The organism is Klebsiella sp. CN_Kp091, assembly GCF_040065095.1.
Lineage (GTDB): Bacteria > Pseudomonadota > Gammaproteobacteria > Enterobacterales > Enterobacteriaceae > Klebsiella > Klebsiella aerogenes.
Genome location: NZ_JBEAIO010000003.1, coordinates 228,051 through 253,585 on the forward strand (window position 1 = coordinate 228,051; position 25,535 = coordinate 253,585).

22 protein-coding genes are annotated in these 25,535 nt (G+C 51.8%); 5 read left to right on the forward strand and 17 right to left on the reverse strand.

Going from position 1 to position 25,535, the window contains the following annotated elements; translation table 11 throughout:
- Window positions 1–120 precede the first annotated feature (120 nt).
- Together glmS and glmU are read right to left on the reverse strand one after the other, a co-directional pair.
- On the reverse strand, window positions 121–1,950 hold the full coding sequence (gene glmS / locus ABLV17_RS03235) for a glutamine--fructose-6-phosphate transaminase (isomerizing) (RefSeq protein WP_087858862.1): 1,830 nt from the start codon (window positions 1,948–1,950) through the stop codon (window positions 121–123).
- 185 nt (window positions 1,951–2,135) lie between these two features.
- Window positions 2,136–3,506, reverse strand: coding sequence for a bifunctional UDP-N-acetylglucosamine diphosphorylase/glucosamine-1-phosphate N-acetyltransferase GlmU (gene glmU / locus ABLV17_RS03240; protein ID WP_271032420.1), 1,371 nt, complete (start codon window positions 3,504–3,506; stop codon window positions 2,136–2,138).
- A 446-nt stretch (window positions 3,507–3,952) separates the two neighbouring features.
- On the opposite strand from glmU, the gene ABLV17_RS03245 reads away from it, so the two are divergent.
- Both ABLV17_RS03245 and ABLV17_RS03250 read left to right on the forward strand, forming a co-directional pair.
- Window positions 3,953–5,320 (forward strand): DKNYY domain-containing protein, encoded by a 1,368-nt coding sequence (locus tag ABLV17_RS03245; RefSeq protein WP_348854077.1) that lies wholly within the window; start codon window positions 3,953–3,955, stop codon window positions 5,318–5,320.
- Between the two features lie 591 nt (window positions 5,321–5,911).
- Window positions 5,912–7,165: a TerD family protein gene (locus ABLV17_RS03250; RefSeq protein WP_348854078.1), complete on the forward strand. Its 1,254-nt coding sequence runs from the start codon at window positions 5,912–5,914 to the stop codon at window positions 7,163–7,165.
- A gap of 71 nt (window positions 7,166–7,236) precedes the next feature.
- On the opposite strand, the gene ABLV17_RS03255 is transcribed toward ABLV17_RS03250, so the two are convergent.
- From ABLV17_RS03255 to asnC, 13 genes are all read right to left on the reverse strand, one after another.
- Complete coding sequence (locus ABLV17_RS03255; protein WP_015703917.1) at window positions 7,237–7,656, reverse strand: F0F1 ATP synthase subunit epsilon; 420 nt, start codon at window positions 7,654–7,656, stop codon at window positions 7,237–7,239.
- A gap of 20 nt (window positions 7,657–7,676) precedes the next feature.
- Entirely contained in the window at window positions 7,677–9,059 is a 1,383-nt protein-coding gene (gene atpD / locus ABLV17_RS03260) for a F0F1 ATP synthase subunit beta (protein ID WP_015369008.1), read from the reverse strand.
- Between the two features lie 26 nt (window positions 9,060–9,085).
- Window positions 9,086–9,949, reverse strand: coding sequence for a F0F1 ATP synthase subunit gamma (atpG, locus tag ABLV17_RS03265; protein ID WP_015369007.1), 864 nt, complete (start codon window positions 9,947–9,949; stop codon window positions 9,086–9,088).
- Between the two features lie 50 nt (window positions 9,950–9,999).
- Complete coding sequence (gene atpA / locus ABLV17_RS03270; RefSeq protein ID WP_015369006.1) at window positions 10,000–11,541, reverse strand: F0F1 ATP synthase subunit alpha; 1,542 nt, start codon at window positions 11,539–11,541, stop codon at window positions 10,000–10,002.
- 12 nt (window positions 11,542–11,553) lie between these two features.
- Window positions 11,554–12,087: a F0F1 ATP synthase subunit delta gene (atpH, locus tag ABLV17_RS03275; protein WP_015369005.1), complete on the reverse strand. Its 534-nt coding sequence runs from the start codon at window positions 12,085–12,087 to the stop codon at window positions 11,554–11,556.
- 14 nt (window positions 12,088–12,101) lie between these two features.
- Complete coding sequence (gene atpF / locus ABLV17_RS03280; protein ID WP_004107293.1) at window positions 12,102–12,572, reverse strand: F0F1 ATP synthase subunit B; 471 nt, start codon at window positions 12,570–12,572, stop codon at window positions 12,102–12,104.
- A 54-nt stretch (window positions 12,573–12,626) separates the two neighbouring features.
- Entirely contained in the window at window positions 12,627–12,866 is a 240-nt protein-coding gene (gene atpE, locus ABLV17_RS03285) for a F0F1 ATP synthase subunit C (RefSeq protein WP_000429386.1), read from the reverse strand.
- A 48-nt stretch (window positions 12,867–12,914) separates the two neighbouring features.
- Complete coding sequence (gene atpB / locus ABLV17_RS03290) at window positions 12,915–13,730, reverse strand: F0F1 ATP synthase subunit A (protein WP_015369004.1); 816 nt, start codon at window positions 13,728–13,730, stop codon at window positions 12,915–12,917.
- A gap of 8 nt (window positions 13,731–13,738) precedes the next feature.
- Window positions 13,739–14,119, reverse strand: coding sequence for a F0F1 ATP synthase subunit I (atpI, locus tag ABLV17_RS03295; protein WP_015703918.1), 381 nt, complete (start codon window positions 14,117–14,119; stop codon window positions 13,739–13,741).
- 616 nt (window positions 14,120–14,735) lie between these two features.
- The gene (gene rsmG / locus ABLV17_RS03300) at window positions 14,736–15,359 is read right to left on the reverse strand and encodes a 16S rRNA (guanine(527)-N(7))-methyltransferase RsmG (RefSeq protein ID WP_087858861.1); all 624 of its coding nucleotides are present in this window, start codon (window positions 15,357–15,359) and stop codon (window positions 14,736–14,738) included.
- Window positions 15,360–15,471: 112 nt separating this feature from the next.
- Entirely contained in the window at window positions 15,472–17,361 is a 1,890-nt protein-coding gene (mnmG, locus tag ABLV17_RS03305) for a tRNA uridine-5-carboxymethylaminomethyl(34) synthesis enzyme MnmG (protein ID WP_015369000.1), read from the reverse strand.
- 383 nt (window positions 17,362–17,744) lie between these two features.
- Window positions 17,745–18,185, reverse strand: coding sequence for an FMN-binding protein MioC (mioC, locus tag ABLV17_RS03310; protein WP_087858860.1), 441 nt, complete (start codon window positions 18,183–18,185; stop codon window positions 17,745–17,747).
- A 98-nt stretch (window positions 18,186–18,283) separates the two neighbouring features.
- Window positions 18,284–18,742, reverse strand: coding sequence for a transcriptional regulator AsnC (asnC, locus tag ABLV17_RS03315; protein WP_015368998.1), 459 nt, complete (start codon window positions 18,740–18,742; stop codon window positions 18,284–18,286).
- A 152-nt stretch (window positions 18,743–18,894) separates the two neighbouring features.
- Here asnC and asnA point away from each other — a divergent pair, with 152 nt between their 5' ends.
- Window positions 18,895–19,887 carry an aspartate--ammonia ligase gene (gene asnA, locus ABLV17_RS03320; RefSeq protein WP_047044566.1) on the forward strand — a complete coding sequence of 331 codons (993 nt, stop codon included), beginning with the start codon at window positions 18,895–18,897 and terminating at the stop codon, window positions 19,885–19,887.
- 3 nt (window positions 19,888–19,890) lie between these two features.
- Here asnA and viaA read toward each other — a convergent pair whose 3' ends face one another.
- Both viaA and ravA read right to left on the reverse strand, forming a co-directional pair.
- Window positions 19,891–21,339, reverse strand: coding sequence for an ATPase RavA stimulator ViaA (gene viaA / locus ABLV17_RS03325; protein ID WP_015368996.1), 1,449 nt, complete (start codon window positions 21,337–21,339; stop codon window positions 19,891–19,893).
- Window positions 21,336–22,835, reverse strand: coding sequence for an ATPase RavA (ravA, locus tag ABLV17_RS03330; protein ID WP_087858859.1), 1,500 nt, complete (start codon window positions 22,833–22,835; stop codon window positions 21,336–21,338). The genes viaA and ravA overlap by 4 nt, the downstream gene beginning before the upstream one ends.
- Window positions 22,836–23,052: 217 nt before the next feature.
- Between ravA and kup the strand changes: the two genes are divergently transcribed.
- Window positions 23,053–24,921 carry a low affinity potassium transporter Kup gene (kup, locus tag ABLV17_RS03335; protein ID WP_015368994.1) on the forward strand — a complete coding sequence of 623 codons (1,869 nt, stop codon included), beginning with the start codon at window positions 23,053–23,055 and terminating at the stop codon, window positions 24,919–24,921.
- Between the two features lie 186 nt (window positions 24,922–25,107).
- Window positions 25,108–25,527: a D-ribose pyranase gene (gene rbsD / locus ABLV17_RS03340; protein WP_087858858.1), complete on the forward strand. Its 420-nt coding sequence runs from the start codon at window positions 25,108–25,110 to the stop codon at window positions 25,525–25,527.
- The last annotated feature ends 8 nt before the right edge of the window (window positions 25,528–25,535 follow it).

The window sequence follows — 25,535 nt, forward strand, 5'->3', positions numbered from 1 at the left end:
CGGTAACTCTATCCGCAAACACACAATCAACCGTTGATAGCAGATAAAAAATCCGGTATCCCTTTGCAGAAATACCGGATTATAGCGTCACTCAAAAGAGTTTCGGTCCGTACAGCCTGATTACTCTACGGTCACCGATTTCGCCAGGTTACGCGGCTGGTCAACGTCGGTGCCTTTGATCAGCGCAACGTGATAAGCCAGTAGCTGCAGCGGCACGGTAAAGAAGATCGGCGCAATCACCTCTTCGACATGGGGCATCTCGATGATGTGCATGTTGTCGCTGCCGCTGAAACCGGCGTCTCCATCGGCGAAGACGTACAGTTCACCGCCGCGGGCGCGAACTTCTTCAATATTGGATTTCAGTTTTTCCAACAATTCGTTGTTCGGCGCCACAACGATGACCGGCATTTCGGCATCAATCAGCGCCAGCGGACCGTGTTTCAGCTCGCCCGCCGCATAAGCTTCAGCATGAATGTAGGAGATCTCTTTCAGCTTCAGCGCCCCTTCCAGCGCGATCGGGTACTGATCGCCGCGGCCAAGGAACAGCGCGTGCTGCTTATCGGAGAAACGTTCCGCCAGCTGTTCGATGCGCTTATCCTGCGACAGCATCTGCTCGATACGGTTCGGCAGCGCCTGCAGGCCATGCACGATATCCTGCTCAATAGCCGCATCCTGGCCCTTGAGACGCGCCAGTTTCGCCACCAGCATCAACAGCACGGTCAGCTGAGTGGTAAAGGCCTTGGTCGATGCCACGCCGATTTCGGTACCGGCTTTGGTCATCAACGCCAGATCGGACTCGCGCACCAGCGAGGAGCCAGGAACGTTGCAGATGGCCAACGAACCCAGATAGCCGAGCTCTTTAGAGAGGCGCAGCGCCGCCAGGGTATCCGCCGTCTCACCTGACTGGGAGAGGGTGATCATCAGGCTGTTGCGGCGCACCGCGGATTTGCGGTAGCGGAATTCCGAAGCAATTTCGACATCGCACGGCACGCCGGCTAACGCTTCGAACCAGTAACGGGAGACCATCCCGGAGTTATACGAGGTTCCGCAGGCAACAATCTGGATATGCTCAACCTGCGACAGCAGCGCGTTGGCATTCGGCCCCAGTTCGCTGAGATCGACCTCGCCATGGCTGATGCGCCCGGTCAGGGTGTTCTTAATCGCGTTCGGCTGCTCGTAAATCTCTTTCTGCATATAGTGGCGATAAATCCCCTTATCACCGGCGTCATACTGCAGATTAGATTCGATCTCCTGGCGATTCACTTCCGCGCCGGATTTATCGAAAATCACCACCGTACGACGGGTAACTTCGGCAATATCGCCCTCTTCGAGGAAGATAAAGCGGCGGGTCACCGGCAGCAGCGCCAGTTGGTCAGAAGCGATAAAGTTTTCGCCCATGCCCAGGCCAATGACCAGCGGGCTGCCTGAACGTGCCGCTAGCAGCGTCCCCGGATCGCGGGTATCCATGATCACCGTACCATAGGCGCCGCGCAGCTGCGGGATTGCGCGCAGCACGGCTTCACGCAAAGTGCCGCCCTGTTCCAGCTCCCAGTGCACCAGATGCGCGATAACTTCGGTATCGGTCTCAGAGACGAAGACATAGCCGCGGGACTGCAGCAGGACGCGCAGCGGCTCATGGTTCTCGATGATCCCGTTATGGACCACCGCAATGTGTTCAGAAACATGCGGATGCGCATTGCTCTCAGACGGCTCGCCGTGCGTCGCCCAACGGGTATGGGCAATCCCGGTACCGCCGTGTAACGGTTGCTCTTCTACCGCCTGAGCCAGCATCTGAACTTTACCGAGACGACGAACGCGGGTCATATGACCTTCGTTATCGACCACAGCCAGACCGGCAGAGTCATAGCCACGGTATTCCAGACGACGTAAACCTTCGAGAAGGATTTCAGCAATATCACGCTGCGCGACTGCGCCAACAATTCCACACATAGTTAAATTTCCTGATAATGGCGATATGCCATGCGTTGTCGCTGACCTGTATTTGCCCTTTACGGGCGCCCCGAGCCTTGTAGAGAGTGGGGTTATTTTTATGGTACTGCCTGCGGACGGGGACCTATATTGATCCTCTCATCCTGGTTCGCCGGGCGATCTCTCACCCGGCGACAATCTAATCACTACTTTTTCTTCACCGGACGCTGCCAGCCCTGTTTGTGGACCTGCGGCACGCGACTTAGCACCAGTTCGTTGTCAGCTATATTACGCGTGACGGTGGTGCCCGCGGCAATCGTCACGCCATTACCGACGCTGACCGGCGCGACCAGTTGCGTATCAGAACCGACAAACACATCATCGCCGATGATCGTTTTATGCTTATTTGCGCCATCATAGTTACAGGTGATAGTACCCGCGCCGATATTAACGTTGTCGCCAATTTCAGCATCGCCGAGGTAGGAGAGATGACCTGCCTTCGAACCTTTGCCCAGACGCGCTTTCTTCATTTCGACAAAGTTGCCGACGTGAGCGCCTTCCAGCAGCTCAGCCCCCGGACGCAGACGCGCAAACGGGCCGATGGTGCAGGCGGCCTGCAACTGCGCATCTTCAACCACGCTATACGGGCTGATTTCGCAGTCATCACCGATGACGCTGTCTTTGATGACGCAGCCGGCGCCGATCTTCACGCGATCGCCCAGCACGACATGACCTTGCAGAATAACGTTAGTATCAATTTCGACATCGCGCCCGTGTTTCAGCACGCCGCGCAGATCGAAACGCGCCGGGTCGCGCAGCATCACGCCCGCCAGCAGCAGCTTTTCCGCCTGCTCTGACTGATATACTCGTTCCAGACGCGCGAGTTGCAGGCGGTTGTTCACCCCTTCAACTTCGCTCAGACGCTGAGGATGCACCGCAACGATCTCATGACCTTCCTGATGGGCCATCGCGATAATATCGGTGATGTAGTATTCGCCCTGGGCGTTATTGTTAGTGAGCTTCGCCAACCAGCGTTTCAGGTCCGCGCCGTTAGCGACCAGAATCCCGGTATTGATCTCCTGAATCTGGCGCTGCGCTTCGCTGGCGTCTTTATGCTCAACGATGCCTGTCACCAGGCCATTTTCTCGCGTGATGCGCCCATAACCGGTTGGATCATCCAGCTTCACCGTTAACAGGCCGATACCGCCCTGCGGTTTTGCGGCGCGCAGGCGCTGTAGCGTTTCAACCGAAATCAGCGGCACATCGCCATAGAGCATCAAGATATCTTCATTATCATTGAAGAACGGCGCCGCCTGCTGCATTGCATGGCCGGTACCGAGCTGCTCTGCTTGCAGCACCCAGTTGAGGTTATCTTCATGCAACGTTTGACGCAGCAGATCGCCGCCGTGGCCGTACACCAGGTGTACCGCAGCAGCGCCTAAATCTTTAGCCGCATCAATGACGTGCTGAACCATTGGCTTCCCGGCCAGAGTATGCAGCACCTTAGGAAGATCGGAATACATGCGGGTCCCTTTGCCTGCGGCAAGGATAACCACGCTCATCGCACTGTTTGACATACGCATCCTGACAGCTGTTAGAACGAAAAGTAAAAGCCTTTCACGTTGAAATTGCTACATATTTTTCATCATGAAACGAGACGCGGAGAAAACGTCCAGGCTCAATGCTATACACCATTTTAGGGCGCTATTTTTCACCATCGCAAATCAGTTTAACGCTGAAAAACGATGATAGTGAGGGAGATAGTCTTCTATCTCACTGCTTTTGCTGTTTTTTTGATACATAAATAAAGCATGAACAAATGGAAACCATCTTATGATTAGTGTGCATTTTATCATTTATGCAAATGGATGGGTGAGTCTGGTTTAGCCAGTGAAGCAGTGAAGGTTCTATTTCAATAGTCTCTATGGGCATTTTGGTTTACGCTGAGCTAGCTCATTTTTATTTCACTATGCCGTTAGCCAGGAACAGGCTGCTCGTTAATCCGCACAGGAAGCATAATACAATGCATAAATTAAAATTCGGAATTATCCTTACTTCATTGTTATTTATTAACACTTCAGTATGCTATGCGAAATTTTATTCATGCAAGGAATATTGGAACGATGATGGCAAGATTGAGAAAAAATCATGCAACAGCAGTTACAAATCAATACCAGATAGCCCCTATGTATTAAAAAATAATAAAGCCTGGCTTGTTGAGACTCATTCTTACCGGAACTATGATGGAGGGCCTGGTTGTGCAGGTGTCATCTGTGGGGCACCGAAACTTAATATACGCCCACAAATTGAACGTGAAAAAAAATATTTTTACTCTCTCAACCTTGATATCAATAGTGCACATGTAATAAATCAACCAAATAAAAATTGCGGATATAAAAGCACAAATTACATAGCAGATAACAACAACGTTTACTACGGTAAAACAAAAATAAAAAACGCCGATCCTCAATCATTCAAAATATATGAAATGAAATATAATGACATAGCCTCTTTGGGATGTAATCTGGCATGGGACAAGAACAGTATATATCAATTTGGTAAACCCCTGAGTGTTCAGGTAACCGGTGAAGTCAATCTGATCAATGAATCATTAATAAGCACTGGAAAACAAATTTTTGAAATAGAAAAGCAACAGGACAAATTAATATTCACGCCTCGTAACGACATCTCTCCCAATCTCTATGCGCTGCCAGGTGGTCTGGGGTTATCTACAGATAATCGGAACCTTTTTTACTATGGGAGGGCTTTTGAGACGCTACCGGGTATCCCTCCGACTCTCGTAACGCCAGTTTGCCCGGTCCCCGGCTTTCCTCATCTGGAATGTCACCTTCCTGATAACAATCTTTCTGACCGCATGAAAAATGAAGGTAATACTGTCATTCGAACCGGAAACAGCATTTGGGTACAATCACGCAGGCAGTTGCAGCGAGGAGTATATAAAATAAACATAAGACCGCAAGATAAAATCTATTTTTTTATTAAAGGAGATGATTACGGAAACGCTTATCTCATTATTAACCATACATTATACAACCTCGGAAACTATAATATAAGCGATAAATATTATAGCCGTGACCCCGTCGTTTTTTCGGATTTCCTAATGTCTTATAATTTCATGTTTGTTGATCGCTACGGAGTTATTTATGATGAAGCGAATCAAAGCATCGATAATCGTAGGACATTGTTTAAATGTGGTAAAAAAAACAAGAAAAGATTACATTGGGAGAAAGATAAAAAAACAATCCCAGGAACATATATACTGAGCGATAAAGAATACCGTTACTTTATAGTTAAGGGTAAATTAGCCAAAGTTCAGGATAAAAAAACAAAGCAGTTCATCGACAATAACAAAGGTGATTGTTCAAAATGACCTGACCTTTGTTCTACTGAAATGAAAAAGAGAATTGAGGGGACAAATTCTCCCAGGATACTCACCGCAGTGACGTACCGTACCCTGGCAAAAATGCCGATCGCCTTAAGTGACCAGCATCCCCCCTCATGCGACCTCTTGTCCACGGTTTCACATCGCATATGTTGTCGTTTGAATGAGCGAGTGATACCGCATTGACTCCCGATGGGCGATAGCGCAGCGATTAGAAGCTCAGGGCGCTAAATTTGGCGATGATTTTATGAAACAGTTTCATGATGATTTCCAGATTGCAGGTGTGGTTTGCTAGTTTTTTTGTGACACAGGTCACAAAAAAGAGTCTACACCTCATCATTTAACTAATCAATAACAATGAAGGAGGCCTTCGCACTTTTTATGCTACGACAGGAACCAGGAGGTCTCTCTATATTTAATTATCCCGGCTCGATTATTAAAAATAATAGATAATTAAATAAATACATTAAATAAATTCAGAAAACACATAACCCAGTTCAATAACAAAATCAAAAGCCAAGAAAAAATAAAAAGTGTAGACTCCAAAAAACATGCCACAATAATTAAGGACAATTAACCATGCATAAATACCTCACACCTGGCGAAAACTCGTCTTTAAACGCGCCAACTGGATTGGTCACCGTTTCCCATCGAACTGGCAATGGGCTGGATATCAACCTTACCGCTTTTCTGCTGACTGCATCAGGAAAGACGGTGGATGATAGCGGCATGGTGTTTTTTAACGCTCAAAAGCATAGCTCCGGTTGTGCTATGTTTATACAACCTGAACTACAAAATAATGTGATATCCCATAGCATTCATTTTGATTTATCAAAGCTACCAGCTGGCATCACGAAAATAGCCATCACATTGACTCAAGACGGAAGTGCTGGGGGATTTTCTACTGTTAACGATCTGCAGGCACAAATAAAAGCGGGTGAACAAATACTGGAACTAGCTCCCGGTTCATTTAATCAGGAGACCGGGATTATCGTGCTGGAATTATATGTGCATAATGGTCAGTTCAAAGCCCGATCCGTATGGCAGGGATTTTCCTCCGGCCTGGCCGGGCTTTGTAATATGTATGGTGTCGAGGTAGAAAGTGAACCGGCGCCAGCAACAGCGGACGTACAAAAACCTAGTATAAACAATGCGGTAGTTTCGCTCAAAAAACCAGAAGATAAACACCGTGTTTCGCTTATAAAGGGAAGCGATGCCCCCCAAAAAATTACGATTAGCGCCACATGGGTAGATAACGGCGATGGTCGTGATAATGATGACCTGGATTTACGAGTAGGAATTCTGTGGCCTGATGGAAATATGTCCCTCATTCAGGCGCCGGATAAATCAGGTGCGTTTAATAAAAAACCCTGGGTTTACCATACGGGTGACGTCGTTAGCGCAAGTCTTTCTGCGCCTGGCGTTGAAAAGGTAGAAATTAACCCTGAAATTTCCCGACTGGCGGGTGGGAAAATTGCGCTGGTATGTAGTGTCTATTCCGCCGTCAGTAATGGTGTGGTAGCCGTAGCGTCATTAAAACCGAAAATGCGCATGGAGTATGGGGACAAGATTGTAGAATGCTCTTTTGATTTCACTAAAAAGAAAGGTTTCTTCAGTAACTGTATTTATACCTACGTTATTGGCCTGATTGAAATAGATCAGGATGCTATCGAATTATATCCATCAGGTATGACATCTAAACCGATGAGTGAATCTACTCCATGGTTAACCTGCCGACAAGACAACAGCCTGGAAATCACGATGAATGGCCCTGCCGTATTTAAAGGCAGACCTAACAAACGTAGCGGAAGCAAACAATATATCGGATTCTAAACTCAGGACGGGTCATAAACATAAAAAAAGCCAGTCTGTTGCCAGACTGGCTTTTAGCTTTCAAGCCGGTGTTACATCGCTTTTTTGGTCAATTCGATAACGCGCAGTTTAGCGATCGCTTTGGCCAGTTCCGCGGACGCCTGAGCGTAATCCACGTCGCCGTGAGAGCTCTTGATGTGCTCTTCCGCTTTACGTTTCGCTTCCAGGGCTCGCGCTTCGTCGAGGTCCTGACCGCGAATTGCCGTATCGGCCAGAACGATCACGTTGCCCGGTTGCACTTCAAGAATGCCGCCGGACAGATAGATAAACTCTTCGTGACCGAACTGTTTAACGATGCGAATCATACCAGGCTTAATGGCGGTGAGCAGCGGGGCGTGACCCGGGAAAATACCCAGTTCACCTTCGCTACCCGTTACCTGGATTTTCTCGACCAGGCCAGAGAACATTTGTTTCTCTGCGCTGACGACATCCAGGTGGTAAGTCATTGCCATATCACCCTCCGATTAAGGCGTTAAAGTTTTTTGGCTTTTTCCACGGCTTCTTCGATGGAACCGACCATGTAGAACGCCTGCTCCGGCAGGTGATCGTATTCGCCTTCCATGATGCCTTTAAAGCCACGGATGGTGTCTTTCAGCGAAACGTATTTGCCCGGGGAACCGGTAAATACTTCTGCTACGAAGAACGGCTGGGACAGGAAGCGCTGGATCTTACGAGCGCGAGCTACCACCAGTTTATCTTCTTCAGACAGTTCATCCATACCCAGGATGGCGATGATGTCTTTCAGTTCCTGATAACGCTGCAGCAGGGACTGTACGCCACGCGCGGTGTCGTAGTGTTCCTGACCAACAACCAGCGGATCCAGCTGACGGCTGGTGGAATCCAGCGGGTCAACGGCCGGGTAGATACCCAGAGACGCGATCTGACGGCTCAGTACCACGGTTGCGTCAAGGTGCGCAAAGGTGGTTGCTGGGGACGGGTCAGTCAAGTCATCCGCAGGAACGTATACCGCCTGAACGGAGGTGATAGAGCCGGTTTTGGTGGAGGTGATACGTTCCTGCAGAACGCCCATCTCTTCCGCCAGAGTCGGCTGATAACCTACCGCTGAAGGCATACGGCCCAGCAGTGCAGATACTTCGGTACCGGCCAGGGTGTAACGATAGATGTTATCGACGAACAGCAGAACGTCACGACCTTCGTCACGGAATTTCTCAGCCATGGTCAGACCGGTCAGCGCAACGCGCAGACGGTTTCCCGGCGGCTCGTTCATCTGGCCGTAAACCAGGGATACTTTATCCAGAACGTTGGAGTCGGTCATTTCGTGGTAGAAGTCGTTACCCTCACGAGTACGCTCACCTACGCCCGCAAACACGGAGTAACCGGAGTGCTCGATCGCGATGTTACGGATCAGCTCCATCATGTTTACGGTTTTACCTACACCCGCACCACCGAACAGACCAACTTTACCGCCCTTAGCGAACGGACACATCAGGTCGATAACTTTGATACCGGTTTCCAGCAGTTCCTGAGAGCTGGACAGCTCTTCATAGGAAGGCGCCGCGCGGTGGATAGCCCAACGTTCTTCTTCGCCGATGTCGCCTTTCATGTCGATCGGCTGACCCAGGACGTTCATGATACGGCCCAGAGTCGCTTTACCTACCGGGACTTCGATCGGGTGCTCGAGGTCTTTAACTTCCAGACCACGACGCAGACCGTCGGAAGAACCCATGGCGATAGCACGAACTACGCCACCGCCGAGCTGCTGCTGAACTTCCAGCACCAGGCTCTCATTACCATTCTGTACCTCAAGGGCATCGTACACGCGTGGTACGGCATCCTGAGGGAACTCGACGTCGACCACGGCGCCGATTACCTGGACAATCTTTCCAGTAGCCATCTTAAATCCTCTACGAAATAACCTGGTTAAACCGCGGCGGCCCCCGAGACGATCTCGGTGAGTTCCTGAGTAATGCTGGCCTGACGAGCTTTGTTGTATACCAACTGCAGCTCTTTAATCAGGCTGCCGCCATTATCGGTCGCGGCTTTCATCGCCACCATACGGGCGGCCTGCTCGCTGGCCAGGTTTTCTACCACGCCCTGATAAACCTGAGATTCCACATAACGACGCAGGAGGGTATCCAGCAGCGCTTTCGGATCGGGCTCATACAGGTAATCCCAGGACTTACGTTTCAGATCATCATCTTCTGAAGCCGGTAACGGCAGCAGCTGAGTGATGGTCGGAGCCTGAGACATGGTGTTAATAAATTTGTTGCTGACAACGTAAAGCTTGTCCAGACGGCCTTCATCGTAGGCCTGCAACATCACTTTTACCGGGCCGATCAGTTCGGACAGGGACGGGTTATCACCCATACCGGTCACCTGGGCCACAATATTGCCGCCCACGGAGTTAAAGAAAGACACGCCTTTAGAGCCGATCATTGCGAGGTCGCACTGAACGCCTTTATCGGACCATGCTTTCATATCCGCCAGCAGTTTTTTGAACAGGTTAATGTTCAAGCCACCGCACAGACCACGGTCGGTCGACACCACCAGGTAGCCCACGCGTTTAACGTCGCGTTCTTCCAGGTACGGGTGCTTATATTCCAGATTACCGTTCGCAAGGTGACCAATCACTTTGCGCATAGTATCTGCATATGGACGGCTGGCCGCCATGCGATCCTGCGTTTTACGCATTTTGGAGGCGGCGACCATCTCCATCGCTTTGGTGATCTTTTGCGTGTTCTGGACGCTTGCGATCTTACTACGTATCTCTTTTGCGCCGGCCATGAGCTTCTCCTCAATGCCTTGCGGCCTGCCCTAAGGCAAGCCGCCAGACTTTACCAGGACTGGGTTGCTTTGAAGGAGTCGAGGATGCCTTTCAGCTTGCCTTCGATCTCGTCGTTATAGCCACCGGTCTGGTTAATCTCTTGCATCAGCGGAGCGTGGTCACGGTCAACGTAAGCCAGCAGAGCGGCTTCGAAACTACCGATTTTCGCCAGTTCCACATCTTCGAGGTAACCGCGTTCAGCAGCGAACAGTACCAGGCCCTGCTGTGCTACAGACATAGGTGCATACTGTTTCTGTTTCAGCAGTTCGGTCACTTTCTGACCGTGGCTCAGCTGCTTACGAGTCGCTTCGTCCAGATCGGATGCGAACTGAGAGAACGCAGCCAGTTCACGATACTGCGCCAGCGCGGTACGGATACCACCGGACAGTTTCTTGATGATCTTGGTCTGAGCAGCACCACCAACACGGGATACGGAGATACCCGGGTTTACCGCCGGACGAATACCGGAGTTGAACAGGTTGGTTTCCAGGAAGATCTGACCATCGGTAATGGAAATTACGTTGGTCGGAACGAATGCGGAAACGTCACCAGCTTGCGTCTCGATAATCGGCAGCGCAGTCAGGGAGCCGGTTTTACCTTTAACTTCACCATTGGTGAACTTCTCAACGTATTCCGCGTTAACGCGGGATGCGCGCTCCAGCAGACGGGAGTGGAGGTAGAACACGTCGCCCGGGAATGCTTCACGTCCTGGCGGACGACGGAGCAGCAGGGAAACCTGACGGTAAGCAACAGCCTGTTTAGACAGGTCATCGTAAACGATCAGCGCATCTTCACCGCGGTCGCGGAAGTATTCGCCCATTGCGCAACCGGCATACGGCGCCAGGTATTGCAGTGCAGCAGATTCAGAAGCGGTAGCCACAACAACGATAGTGTTGGACAGCGCGCCGTGCTCTTCCAGTTTACGCACCACGTTAGAGATGGTGGACGCTTTCTGGCCGATAGCTACGTATACGCATTTGATGCCGGAATCACGCTGGTTGATGATCGCATCGATTGCCATCGCGGTTTTACCGGTCTGACGGTCACCGATGATCAGCTCACGCTGGCCACGGCCGATTGGAATCATGGCATCAACAGATTTGTAACCGGTCTGTACCGGCTGGTCTACGGATTGACGATCGATAACGCCCGGAGCGATAACTTCGATTGGCGAGAAACCATCGTGCTCAACAGGACCTTTACCGTCAATTGGCGCACCCAGGGTGTTCACCACGCGGCCTAACAGACCACGACCGACCGGAACTTCCAGAATACGGCCAGTACACTTAACCTTCATGCCTTCGGCGAGGTCAGCATACGGACCCATCACAACCGCACCAACGGAGTCGCGCTCCAGGTTCAGTGCGATAGCGTAACGGTTACCCGGCAGGGAGATCATTTCACCCTGCATACAATCGGCCAGGCCGTGGATGCGGATAACACCGTCACTTACAGAAACAATAGTACCTTCGTTGTGAGCTTCACTCACAACATTGAACTGAGCAATGCGCTGCTTGATCAGTTCGCTGATTTCGGTGGAATTCAGTTGCATGCTCCAGTCCCCTTAAGACTGCAAGACGTCTGCCAGGCGATCAAGACGGCCGCGTACGCTACCATCAATGACCATATCACCCGAACGGATGATAACTCCTGCCATAACAGACTTATCGATTTTGCAATTCAGCTTAACTTTGCGTGACAGACGCTTTTCCATCGCGCCGGAGATCTTCGCAAGCTGTTCTTCACTCAGTTGGTTGGCAGAAATAACATCTACCTCTGCGATGGCCTCGCTGGCCGCACGCAGGTGAATGAACTGCTCAAGAACATCCGGGAGCACCTTCAAACGACCATTTTCAGCCATCACCCGAATCAGGTTCTGACCATTTTCGTCGAGTTGCTCGCCGCAGATAGCGATAAACGCATCTGAGAGCGTTTCCGGCGCCAGGGCACCGGAGAGAAGCTCTGCCATTTGTTCGTTTTTAGTCACTTCAGCGGCAAACGCCAGCATATCCTGCCAGCGCTCAACACTTTTGTGTTCGACGGCAAAGTCAAAAGCTGCTTTGGCGTAGGGGCGAGCTACCGTTACAAATTCAGACATCAGCCCCTCCCTCCTTACAGTTCAGCGACAAGTTTATCCACGATGTCGCTGTTAGCAGCTTCATCCACGGAACGTTCGATGATCTTCTCGGCGCCAGCAACAGCCAGGATAGCAACCTGCTTACGCAGTTCTTCGCGAGCACGTTTACGTTCGGCATCGATTTCAGCCTGCGCCTGTGCGACGATTTTGGTGCGTTCCTGTTCTGCTTCAGCTTTAGCTTCGTCCAGAATCTGAGAGCGACGCTTGTTCGCTTGCTCGATGATTACCTGGGCTTCCGCTTTCGCTTTTTTCAGCTGGTCGGTCGCGTTGGCCTGTGCAAGGTCCAAATCTTTCTTAGCGCGTTCTGCAGAAGCTAAACCGTCAGAAATTTCTTTCTGGCGCTTTTCGATGGCAGCCATTAACGGCGGCCATACGTACTTCATGCAGAACCATACGAAGATAACAAACGCGATGGCCTGGCCGAGGATTGTTGCGTTCATGTTCACAGCACAATACCTCTTAAATTAACTCTGTGGCTTAGGTTTCTTTCGAACAACTTACTACGCGACAGCAAACATCACGTACAGACCCAGACCTACAGCGATCATCGGGATAGCATCCACCAGACCCATAACGATAAAGAACTGAGTACGCAGCAGAGGAATCAGATCCGGTTGACGCGCTGCGCCTTCCAGGAATTTACCCCCGAGGATGCCGATACCGATCGCAGCACCGATTGCCGCCAGACCCATCATCACAGCGGCAGCCATGTACAGCAGATCCATATTCAGGTTTTCCATGACAGTCTCCAGTTTGTTTCAGTTAAAACGTAGTAGTGTTGGTAAAAATCAATGCTCTTCGGATGCCATCGACAGATAGACAATCGTCAGAACCATGAAGATGAAGGCTTGCAGCGTAATAATCAGGATGTGGAAAATGGCCCAAGGCACATTCAGAATCCACTGTGACCACCACGGCAACAGACCAGCAATCAGAATGAAAATCAGCTCACCGGCATACATGTTGCCGAACAGTCGCAGACCGAGAGAAACCGGTTTGGACAGCAGGCTTACCCCTTCAAGGATTAAGTTGACAGGAATGAACGCCCAGTGATTGAACGGCTGCATGGTCAGTTCTTTAACGAACCCACCAACGCCTTTCATTTTGATGCTGTAGAAAATAATCAGGATGAACACGCCAAGCGCCATCGACAGGGTGATGTTCACGTCAGCAGACGGAACCACGCGCAGTGCAGGCAGGCCGAAAATGTGTTCGCCGATATAAGGAATCAGGTCGATTGGCAGCAGGTCCATCAGGTTCATCAGGAATACCCAGACGAACACGGTAAGCGCCAGCGGCGCGATGACCTTGCTCTTGCCATGGTACATGTCTTTGACGCTGCCATGGACGAAGCCGATGATCATTTCGATGAAGGTTTGGAATTTCCCTGGTACGCCGCTGGTCGCTCTCTTAGCAACGCTACGGAACATGGCAAGGAACAGCAGACCGAGAACCACCGAGAAAAACATGGAGTCAATATTGAGCGTCCAGAAGGTGGCTGGGGGGTTGTGCGGATCCACCAGCGAGAATGTACGTAGGTCCAACTGAAGGTTGTTCAGATGGTGTCCTATGTAATCCTGCGGCGTCATATTTTCTGAAGCCATGATGCCTTTTACCCTTTGTTGTTAATTACAGCTGGAGCCAGAATTTGTACCACCAGCACCAAAACCCACGTCACTATCAGCGGCAAAAATACCACTTCAAAAACCGCCAGCGCCATCGCCAGTAGGGCGAAGGTCAGCAACACCTTGAATGCTTCACCGAAGGCGAAGGTCCAGGCCACTCGGCCTTGTGCTGGTGTATGCGCCTGATGGCGCCAGGCAAAAATCATAAACAACGCGTTTGGCAAAACGACTGCCAAACCTCCGCATATGGCGGAGATGCCCCAGAAGGGGTCTTTGAGGCTGAACAGCAGTCCACTTGCTATTACTGCCAGTAACTGAATAAACAGAAGCTTTCGAGCAACGTTTCGACTCACGAGCGACATAGACATCACGTTTTTACTCCTGCTCCCTTCGAGGTATGCCGCGTGTCGTATAAAACGTTCTTTAAGACCAAGAGTCAAGCGTCAAAAAGCGGACAAATTATACGGTGACAACACGTGATTTCAAACATTAAGTAGCAAAATAGTGAATAAATGTTTAATTATTTTCTGAGCGGCAATTTTTCATGCATTTCGTCAATCAGTGAGGGATCAACCAGAAGTGCAAATAATGAGAAAACGCGGCCATTAAAGCGTGCATTAGATCACATAATAAACATTTTCGGTGCAATCGAATTAAATCTGTACAGAATCAGTAAGTTTTCATCTTTTTGATATTCAAGATAAAAAGTGAGGTCTTTTTGTAAAACAACCCCACATACAATAAAAACCTTTTATTGACATTTATAATAAAAATTTAACATCAATATGAACTGACAGTTCATCGATTTTTAGCACCCTGATATTTTCAAAGTTGACTATTCTGCCAGTAAACCACCACGCTAAAGTTAAACGCTAGAAAAGCCATAGTAAAAACAAGGTTAAAAGTGGCCAGATAATACCCGCAGGTAACTTTGATTTTTGTAACATGCGCAGGCCACATTTTTTCCACATTTTTTGATAAAAATTATAAGGCGTTTGGCTTAATGACCACCAAATGTCTCTCCCCTTCCAGCTGGGGTACATGGAGTTTAATCACGTCGCAAACCTGATAACCTTCTGGCAGGTCTGCCATTTCACTTTCCTGCGCCTGCCCTTTCAACGCGTAGAAATGCCCATCAGCCGCCGGCAGGTGGTGGCACCAGCTCACCATGTCGTTCAGCGAGGCAAAAGCGCGGCTAATGACGCCATCAAACGGCGGCTCTGCGGGAAACGCTTCCACACGGCTCTGCACAGGCGCGATGTTATCGAGTTTTAGCTCATGCTGGACCTGGCGCAGGAAGCGCACACGCTTGCCGAGACTATCCAGTAATGTGAAATGAGATTCCGGGCGCACGATAGCCAGCGGAATCCCCGGCAGGCCAGGACCTGTTCCCACATCGATAAAACGTGAGCCCTGTAGATACGGCGCAACGATAATGCTATCGAGGATATGGCGAACCAGCATCTCGTTAGGATCGCGAACAGAGGTCAGGTTATAGGCTTTGTTCCACTTATCCAGCAGCCCGACATAAGCCACCAGCTGATTTTTCTGGTGATCGGTGAGCGAAATACCCGCTTCGTCCAGCAGACGAGAAAGTTTGTTGAGCACGGTGAGTACCTTCTAAAAATAATGAGCCCGGAGGCGCTAACGCTACCGGGCTGTGAATTATAAAGGCGATCGCTGATTTTGCATCCGCCAAATTTGCGCGCTCTGACGGCTATCAGGCGCTGCGGCGCAGCATCCCCTGCTTTTTCAGCCACACCAGCAAAATAGAGATTGCCGCCGGAGTAATTCCGGAAATACGCGATGCCTGGCCGATCGATGACGGTTTATGGTCGTTCAGCTTGGCAATAACCTCGTTGGACAGGCCGGATACCTGACGGTAATCGAGCGTTGCCGGCAGCAAAGTATTCTCGTTGCGCTGCTGTTTTTCGATCTCGTCCTGCTGACGAGCGATATAGCCTTCGTACTTAACCTGAATCTCAACCTGCTCGGCCGCCTGCTGATCCTGCAGGCCCGGTGCGAACGGAGAAAGCTGTACCAGCTGTTCGTAGGTCATTTCTGGACGACGCAGCAGATCTTCGCCGCTGGCTTCACGCGATAGCGGCGCGGTCAGGTGAGCGTTCACTTCGGCTGCGCTTTCCGCCAGCGGGTTAACCCAGCTGGTTTTCAGGCGTTGGCGTTCACGCTCAATGCTTTCCAGTTTCTCGTTGAAACGCGCCCAGCGCTCATCGTCCACCAGCCCCAGCTCACGCCCCTGTTCAGTCAGGCGCAGATCGGCGTTGTCTTCACGCAGCATCAGGCGATATTCCGCACGGGAGGTAAACATGCGGTACGGTTCTTTAGTACCAAGTGTGCACAGATCGTCCACCAGCACGCCAAGGTAGGCCTGATCGCGACGCGGCGCCCAGCCTTCTTTTTCCGCTGAGAAGCGGGCGGCATTAAGACCGGCAAGCAGACCCTGCGCGGCGGCTTCTTCATACCCGGTAGTACCGTTGATCTGGCCGGCGAAGAACAGACCCTGAATGTATTTGCTCTCCAGCGTCGGCTTCAGGTCGCGCGGGTCAAAGAAATCGTACTCAATGGCGTAGCCAGGACGAACGATCTTCGCGTTTTCCATCCCCTGCATTGAGCGGACGATTTGCATCTGCACATCAAACGGCAGGCTGGTGGAGATACCGTTTGGATAAATTTCGTTTGAAGTCAGCCCTTCCGGTTCAAGGAAGATCTGATGCTGATTGCGATCGGCAAAGCGCATGACTTTGTCTTCGATCGACGGGCAGTAACGCGGGCCGATACCTTCAATCACCCCGGCGTACATTGGGCTGCGATCGAGGTTACTACGGATCACGTCATGGGTTTTCTCATTGGTATGCGTGATATAGCACGGCACCTGACGCGGGTGTTGATCCGCGGATCCCATAAACGAGAAGACCGGCATCGGGTTATCGCCGTGCTGTTGCGCCAGCACGCTAAAATCGATGGTGCGCGCGTCGATACGCGGGGGAGTACCGGTTTTCAGGCGGCTTACGCGCAGCGGCAGTTCACGCAGACGGCGAGACAACGGGATCGACGGCGGATCGCCGGCACGACCGCCGCTGTAGTTGTCCAGGCCGATGTGAATTTTACCGTCCAGGAAGGTGCCGACGGTCAATACCACCGACTTAGCACGGAACTTGAGACCCATTTGGGTTACCGCACCGACGACGCGATCGTTTTCGACAATCAGATCTTCCACCGCCTGTTGGAAGATCATCAGGTTCGGCTGGTTCTCCAGCGCGGTGCGTACCGCCTGGCGATACAACACCCGGTCGGCCTGGGCGCGGGTCGCACGGACTGCTGGGCCTTTGCTGCCGTTTAGTATCCTAAACTGAATGCCTGCCTGATCGATCGCTTTCGCCATCAGACCACCGAGCGCATCCACTTCTTTTACCAGGTGTCCCTTCCCAATGCCGCCAATCGCCGGGTTGCAGCTCATCTGCCCCAGCGTGTCGATATTGTGTGTCAAAAGCAGGGTTTGTTGGCCCATTCGCGCTGCTGCCATCGCGGCCTCAGTGCCTGCATGACCCCCGCCAATGATGATGACGTCAAAAGGATCCTGATAAAACATGGTGATCTGCCTCGCATAACGCGGTTTGAAAATGGATTGAAGCCCGGGCCGTGGATTCTACTCAACTTTGCTCTTTCGAGAAAGACTCCGGGATCCTGAGTATTAAAAAGAAGATCTTTTATTTAGAGATCTGTTCTATTGTGATCTCTTATTAGGATCGACTCTCTTTGTGGATAAGTCGGATCCGCAATTTAAGATCAAACGCTTAAGAAGGATCACAATCTGTGAATGATCGGTGATCCTGTTCCGTATAAGCTGGGATCAGAATGAAGGGTTATGCACAGCTCAAAAAGCATACTTCGGTTATTCTTTGGATAACTACCGGTTGATCCAAGCTTTTGAGCAGGTTTATCCACAGAAGAAAGTGTGGATCTTTACAAAACTCAGAGTAAATCTTTCCAGGATCCCACCCAAACCTCGGCCGGATCTTCAGGAATCTCGTGTTCGAGGACATTAATTTTCAGCGTTTCGCCGATCTGTTTTGCCCCGCTGGCTTTCAATGCCGCTTCTAATTTGTCGATTGCGCCGCAAAAAGTGTCATATTCGCGGCTACCGATGCCCACCGCGCCAAAGCGAACGGCGGAAAGATCGGCCTGCTTCTCCAGCAATGCTTCATAGAAGGGGACCAGGTTGTCCGGAATATCGCCGGCGCCATGGGTAGAAGAGATAACTAACCAGATCCCTTCAGCCTGCAGATCGTCAATCAGCGGACCGTGCTGGATATCAGTGCTGTAGCCCGCTTCTTCCAGCTTTTCCGCCAGATGTTCTGCTACATATTCCGCACTGCCCAGGGTGCTGCCGCTGATAAGTGTAATGTCTGCCATGATCGCCGATCGCTCGCTCAACTATTCTGAGTGGCGTATTGTACGCTGTGAGCGAGCTGGGATCTACCTGTGGAAAAATGTGGGATTAAAAAAAGCGATCAGGGCTTGATGGTACGCATGATCGGGTTCTGCAGCACGATCAGGGTTTCGGTGGACTGAATTTCATCGATTGTTTGGATCTTGTTGATAAGTACCTGTTGTAGGGCATCGATGGATTTGCACATTACCTTAATAAAGATGCTGTAGTGGCCGGTGGTGTAGTAAGCCTCTGTCACCTCTTCCAGGCTCTCCAGCCGGGCGAGAGCGGAAGGATAGTCTTTGGCGCTCTTAAGAATAATGCCGATGAAACAGCCGACGTCATACCCGAGCTGTTTCGGGCTGACGTCGATTCTTGCCCCCGTAATAATGCCCGCCTGTTTCATTTTCTCTACGCGTACGTGAATCGTACCTGGGCTAACGCCGAACTGTTTGGCCAGTTCGGCGTAGGCAGTGCGCGCATTCGCCATTAAGGCATCAAGAATGCCGCGGTCCAGATTGTCGATCTGATAATTTTCCATTGTTTTTTCTTATGATGTTTGATGATTCTTACTATTTTAGCCTGTTAATTTAATGAATCAAAACTCAAGGCGTCTTTTTATTGATTGATTATTGAATTCAGTGCCATTTCTGTTGCTTAATCAATATCAACAGGACGCAGGAGTGATAAAAAATGAAAACCGCATACATCGCAAAACAACGCCAGATTAGTTTCGTTAAATCCCATTTTTCCCGTCAGCTGGAAGAGAAGCTTGGCCTGATTGAAGTGCAGGCGCCGATCTTAAGCCGCGTCGGTGATGGGACGCAGGACAACTTATCCGGCTGCGAGAAAGCGGTTCAGGTAAAAGTGAAAACACTGCCAGACGCCCAATTCGAAGTGGTTCATTCACTGGCGAAGTGGAAGCGTCAAACCCTGGGACAACACGACTTCAGCGCGGGCGAAGGGCTGTACACGCACATGAAGGCCCTTCGCCCCGATGAAGACCGCCTCACCCCAATTCACTCCGTTTATGTTGACCAGTGGGACTGGGAACGCGTCATGGGCGACGGCGAACGTCATACCGGCACGCTGAAAGCGACGGTTGAGGCGATCTACGCCGGGATCAAAGCCACTGAGCTGGCGGTAAGTCAGGAATTTGGTCTGACGCCATTCCTGCCGGAACAGATCCACTTTATTCACAGTCAGGAACTGTTGAGCCGTTATCCGGATCTGGACGCCAAAGGTCGCGAGCGAGCGATCGCTAAAGAGCTTGGCGCCGTCTTCTTAATCGGTATCGGCGGTAAACTGTCTGACGGCAAGCGCCACGATGTTCGCGCGCCGGATTATGATGACTGGAGCTCGCCATCAGCGGAAGGTTTTGCCGGCCTGAACGGCGATATCCTGGTGTGGAACCCGGTGCTGGAAGACGCTTTTGAGCTTTCCTCTATGGGGATCCGTGTTGACGCCGAGGCGCTGAAGCGCCAGTTGGCGGTGACCGGCGATGAAGACCGTCTGCAACTTGAATGGCACCAGGCGCTGCTGCGCGGCGAAATGCCGCAGACCATTGGCGGCGGTATTGGCCAGTCGCGTTTAACCATGCTGTTGCTACAGCTTGACCATATCGGCCAGGTACAGTGCGGCGTATGGCCCGCGCAGGTGCGTGAAAGCGTCGCCGCTCTGCTGTAAAGATTAACGCCGCCAGCGACGCAGCAGACGGCTACGCAATCCGGTATCAAAGCGCCAGATATGATCGAAGATGCGCATGATGCCGGGTTTGCCGTGTACCGACATCGCCACCGCGTGAAAACGGTGCTGATGTTTGTGCTGCAGCTCCCCCACCTTATTGACCACCTCATCCGGCAACCGCTGGGCGATAAAATCGGAAATCACCACCGCATCGGCATCGACCCATTGCGGGCTTTGCAAACGCTCAACGATCGCGCGAAAACAGCTGGCCAGATCGGTGCCGCCGCGAAAACGCTGGCTTAAAAAACGGATCGCCTGCTCCAGCCCCTGCGGGCCGGTTAGCTCGTAGTGCACCACTTCGCTGGAGAACAGCATAATGTAGCAGCGGCGGTTATCCGCTAGCGCGACGCGCATCAGCGCCAGACAAAAGGCTTTAGCGCATTGCTCGTTAAAGCCGCCCATCGAACCTGAGGTATCTACGCAGACAATAAATGGCCCGCGCGGCTGCTCATCAAAATCCTGCCGGGTTACCGGGCGTTCGGTTATTTTCTCCCGCCATGCGTCGCCGTGCAGGCGATAGGTTAGCAACTGTTTTTCCACCAGCTTACGGTAGAACTCGAACTCCAGTTCGGTGATGCCGAGCGTTGCCAGCTCTGGTGGCAACAGGCGCAGAATATCGTCGCTTTGCTGCAGGCCATCGACCTGTTCTGGAACCGTTGCCGGTTCACGAACCATTGCGCGGAAGGCCTCCATCGGCGCATCCTTCTTCGGCACCAGTTTGGCTTCCCGCGATCTGCCCAACTGCTCAGCCAGTTGCATCAGTTCCGGCTGTTGGCTGAGAAAATCACCATAGCGCACGATCAGCTGATAATCGCCACGTTTAAGTTCGCCGGCGCTCATATCCCACAGGCGGCCAGCGGCGTTGTCGTTTTCCACCAGCACCGGCTCTAGCTGCCCGCTGAGCGTCATTCGTTCCTGCACCTCGCTGAGCAACTGATCGCGCTCATCGTCTAATAGGTGCTGGTTGAGGGTGGTGGTCTGTACCACGAGGCTTAAGCGCCAGCGTTGTAAGAACAGAGTATGTAGGGCTGGGGTGAAGGTCGCGTTATCGTCCACCAGCTGCTGCGCCTGAGCGGCAAAGGGAGACTGGAGCTTATGCAGCTTGCCGAGGATCTGCGGCAGTTGCACGATAAATTGCGACGTTGAAAGCAGCTGAGCCTGCTGATAGATCTGTACTTCGGCGTCCAGTTCGGGAGGGATCTGCGTCTCTTTGAGCCGCGCGCGAACCGCTTCTCGCCAGCGCGGAATATCGGCGGCGATGATATTTTTCAGCCGCGGAAATTTTTCAAAGAACACCGCCAGTTGAGGAGAGGCCAGCAGCGCCAACAGCATCTCCTCGATCATCCCTTCTTCGCTGACCGCCAGCATGACATTCAGCATGTCGAGCGTCATGGCTGGCGCGCCTGTTTAATTTGCGCGCCGACGTCCTGCAAGCTGGCTTCGATACGCCCCAGCCAGTCGCCGGGAATAAACAGGCATTTTTGCTGTTCGCTAAAGCGGTTGTGTTGCTGGTGCCATTCGTCATCCAGCGCTTCCAGTTGCTGGCGGATCTCGGCAGGCATATTTTCCTGAGATTCGCTGCCGGGCAGCGACAGGCGCGAGCCTTGCAGGCTGACGTCACGCACCACCAGGTGCTGGCTGGCATCGACATCCATCGTCAATGGCTGGGCAAAACCGATACCGTTGAGCTTGCCGCGGATCTCGCCGCCTTTCTCCAGCCAGTTGACCAGCGCATCGCGTTCGAAGGCGATATGAATGACTTCGAGATCGTGCAATTTCAGCGGTTGCTGGAGAAGCAGCGTCAACGTCTCGCCTTCAATTCCGTCCGGCAGTTCGTAATGCGGCTTACGGCTGAACATGCCGCCAACGCGCGTGACTTTAAGCGCGGTTTTATCGCTGTGCTGTTGCTGGATTTGAATGCGGCGTTGGATGATGGCGCCCAGTTTAGTCAGCATCGCCTGCTGGCCCCAGGCATGGCTGGTCATCAGGGATTCCAACTGCTGTGACATCAGATTCATACTTTCGATGTTATGCCACAGGCAATCTTTCAGCAGGATCAAGTCGATAGGCGCGATGGCGTCTCGGCCGCTAAAGAAGGCGCTGGCCTGCAGCAGACGGATGGCTTTTTTCCAGCGGCGATCGGAAACGTAAGGCGCATTCGGCAAGGCATCTAATTGTTGGCGCAGCTGGAAAACCAGCTCGAAGACATTGTCCGGCAACTTCACGGTACCAATGTCATGCTGCCACTGGGTGAACTCTTCGGTGCTGATTTGCAGGTTTTCGGGAACCGGATTGCTGTTTTCATCCTGTTGGCTCACCAGCATCGAGCGGAAGTTAGTTTTATCCTGCACTTTATCCAGCCACAGGCGGATCAGCATGCGGTCATATAAGGCTTCAAGGCTGTTGTCCGCTTCGGGAAGTTCGTTCGACGCCGCAACCAGCAGGCGCATCGGGATTTTCTCTTCGTGGGCGCCGTTGCGGAAGTGGCGTTCGTTGATGGCCGTCAGCAGGGTATTAAGGATAGCCGGGCCGGCTTTCCAGATTTCATCCAGGAACACTATTTCCGCTTCTGGCAGATAACCTGCCGTTAAACGCTCATAGCGGCCTTCATCTTTGAGGGCCTGAATCGACAGCGGGCCGAAAACTTCTTCCGGGGTGGAGAAGCGGGTCATCAGATATTCAAAAGCGCGCGCCTGCTTGAAAGCGAACTTAAGGCGACGGGCGATCAGGCTTTTAGCGATGCCGGGCGGCCCCAGCAGGAATACGCTCTCGCCGCTGAGCGCAGCCAGCAGGCACAGACGTATTGCGTGGCTGCGTTCAAAGAGTCCTTTTTCCAGAGCGGCGCTAAGTCGGGAAATTCTTTCTGCCAGTAAATGTGATTGAGCCATAATAGAGTTGCGTGCTTTGTCGTGTGTCGTTATTGCGTCGAGTATAGATGTTTGATTAGGGGTGGTAATAGCCTGAAGAATCGATTTATTTTCTTTGAGCTAAGTTAATATGGTGTCAGTTAGGGGTACGATTCAGCAAATAATCGTGCATACTGTGCGCTTTTTGTGGGCCAAGGGACTAGGCACACATTTGTTTTATAAACGAAAAGACTAGTCTATGAGCACTGATAATAAACAATCGTTGCCGGCAATAACGCTGGCGGCAATCGGCGTGGTTTACGGCGATATCGGTACCAGTCCACTGTATACTCTTCGCGAATGTCTGTCAGGCCAGTTTGGCTTTGGCGTTGAACGCGATGCGGTGTTTGGCTTTCTGTCGCTGATTTTCTGGCTGTTGATCTTCACCGTATCAATTAAATACATCACCTTCGTGATGCGGGCGGATAACGCCGGCGAGGGCGGGATCTTAACGCTGATGTCGCTGGCGGGGCGCAACACCTCGGCAAAGATGACCTCCGTATTGGTGATACTCGGCCTGATTGGCGGTAGCTTCTTCTATGGTGAAGTAGTGATAACCCCGGCAATATCGGTGATGTCGGCGATAGAGGGGTTGGAAATTATCGCCCCACAGCTGGATACCTGGATTGTCCCCATTTCCATTATTGTACTAACCCTGCTATTTGCTATTCAAAAACACGGTACCGGGATGGTCGGCAAGCTGTTCGCGCCAATTATGCTGATCTGGTTCCTGTTGCTGGCGGTGCTTGGCGCGCGCAGTATCCTCGATAACCCGGAAGTTCTGCAGGCGCTTAACCCTTACTGGGCGGTACATTTCTTCCTGCAGTACAAAACGGTATCCTTTATTGCGCTTGGCGCGGTGGTGCTGTCGATTACCGGTGTGGAAGCGCTGTATGCCGATATGGGCCACTTCGGCAAACTACCGATTCGCGTTGCGTGGTTCTCGGTGGTGCTGCCATCACTGGTGCTTAACTATTTTGGCCAGGGCGCGCTGCTGCTGAAGCACCCGGAAGCCATTAAAAACCCGTTCTTCCTGCTGGCGCCGGAATGGGCGCTGATCCCGATGCTGATTATCGCGACCCTGGCGACGGTTATCGCCTCGCAGGCGGTGATTTCCGGGGTCTTCTCGCTGACTCGCCAGGCCGTGCGTCTGGGCTATCTGTCGCCAATGCGCATTATCCATACTTCGGAAATGGAGTCCGGGCAGATTTACATCCCGTTCATTAACTGGCTGCTGTACGTTTCTGTGGTCATCGTCATTGTCAGCTTCGAGCACTCTTCTAATCTTGCGGCGGCATACGGTATTGCGGTAACGGGCACCATGGTGTTGACCTCCATTCTGTCGGCGACCGTGGCGCGCAAAAACTGGCACTGGAATAAGCTGTTTGTCGGCCTGATGCTGGTGGCCTTCCTGTGTATCGATATTCCGCTGTTCTCGGCGAACCTCGATAAAATCGTCTCCGGCGGTTGGTTGCCGTTATCACTGGGCCTGGTGATGTTTACGGTGATGACTACCTGGAAGAGCGAGCGTTTCCGCCTGCTGCGCCGAATGCATGAGCATGGCAACTCGCTGGAAGCGATGATCTCCTCGCTGGAAAAATCGCCGCCGGTGCGCGTGCCGGGTACCGCGGTCTATATGTCTCGCGCCCTGAACGTGATCCCTTTTGCTCTACTGCATAACCTGAAACACAACAAGGTGTTGCATGAACGCGTGATCCTGCTGACTCTGCGCACCGAAGATGCTCCGTATGTGCATAACGTTCGCCGCGTGCAGATTGAGCAACTGTCGCCGTCGTTCTGGCGAGTCGTGGCAAGCTATGGCTGGCGTGAAACGCCGAACGTCGAAGAGGTGTTCCATCGCTGCGGCCTGGAAGGGTTGAGCTGTCGAATGATGGAAACGTCGTTCTTTATGTCCCACGAGTCGCTGATTATCGGCAAACGGCCATGGTATCTGCGCCTGCGCGGCAAACTGTATCTGTTGCTGCAGCGTAACGCTCTGCGCGCGCCGGATCAGTTTGAAATCCCGCCGAACCGGGTTATCGAACTCGGTACGCAGGTGGAAATCTGATGTTAAAAAGCCCTTCAATAACGAAGGGCTTTTTTGTCTCTCACATCTTGATGTAACTTCTTGTCCATGTCTTGCGAAACGTTTCGATGGCGATCACATTTCTCTCTTCTGCCGGTGGTTTTCTGTTCGCTGATTGACAATACTTAGTCCAGCGAAACGTTTCGCTAGTGGAGCAAAAGAGAAAAAATGAAAAAAGGCACCGTACTTAACGCTGATATTTCTTCCGTTATCTCCCGCCTCGGTCATACCGATACGCTGGTTGTTTGCGATGCCGGGTTGCCGGTTCCCCGCAGCAGCGCGCGCATTGATATGGCGCTTACTCAGGGCGTACCTTCTTTTATGCAGGTACTGGAAGTCGTAACGACGGAAATGCAGGTTGAGGCGGCGGTCATCGCGGAAGAGATTAAAACCCATAATCCGCAACTCCACGCGACGTTGCTCAATCATCTTGAGCAGCTGCAGCAGCACCAGGGAAATACGATTGAAATTCGTTACACCAGTCATGAGCAGTTCAAAAAACAAACCGCAGATAGTCAGGCGGTAATTCGCAGCGGGGAGTGTTCCCCGTTTGCGAATATTATTCTCTGTGCCGGCGTCACTTTCTGAGGTCGCCG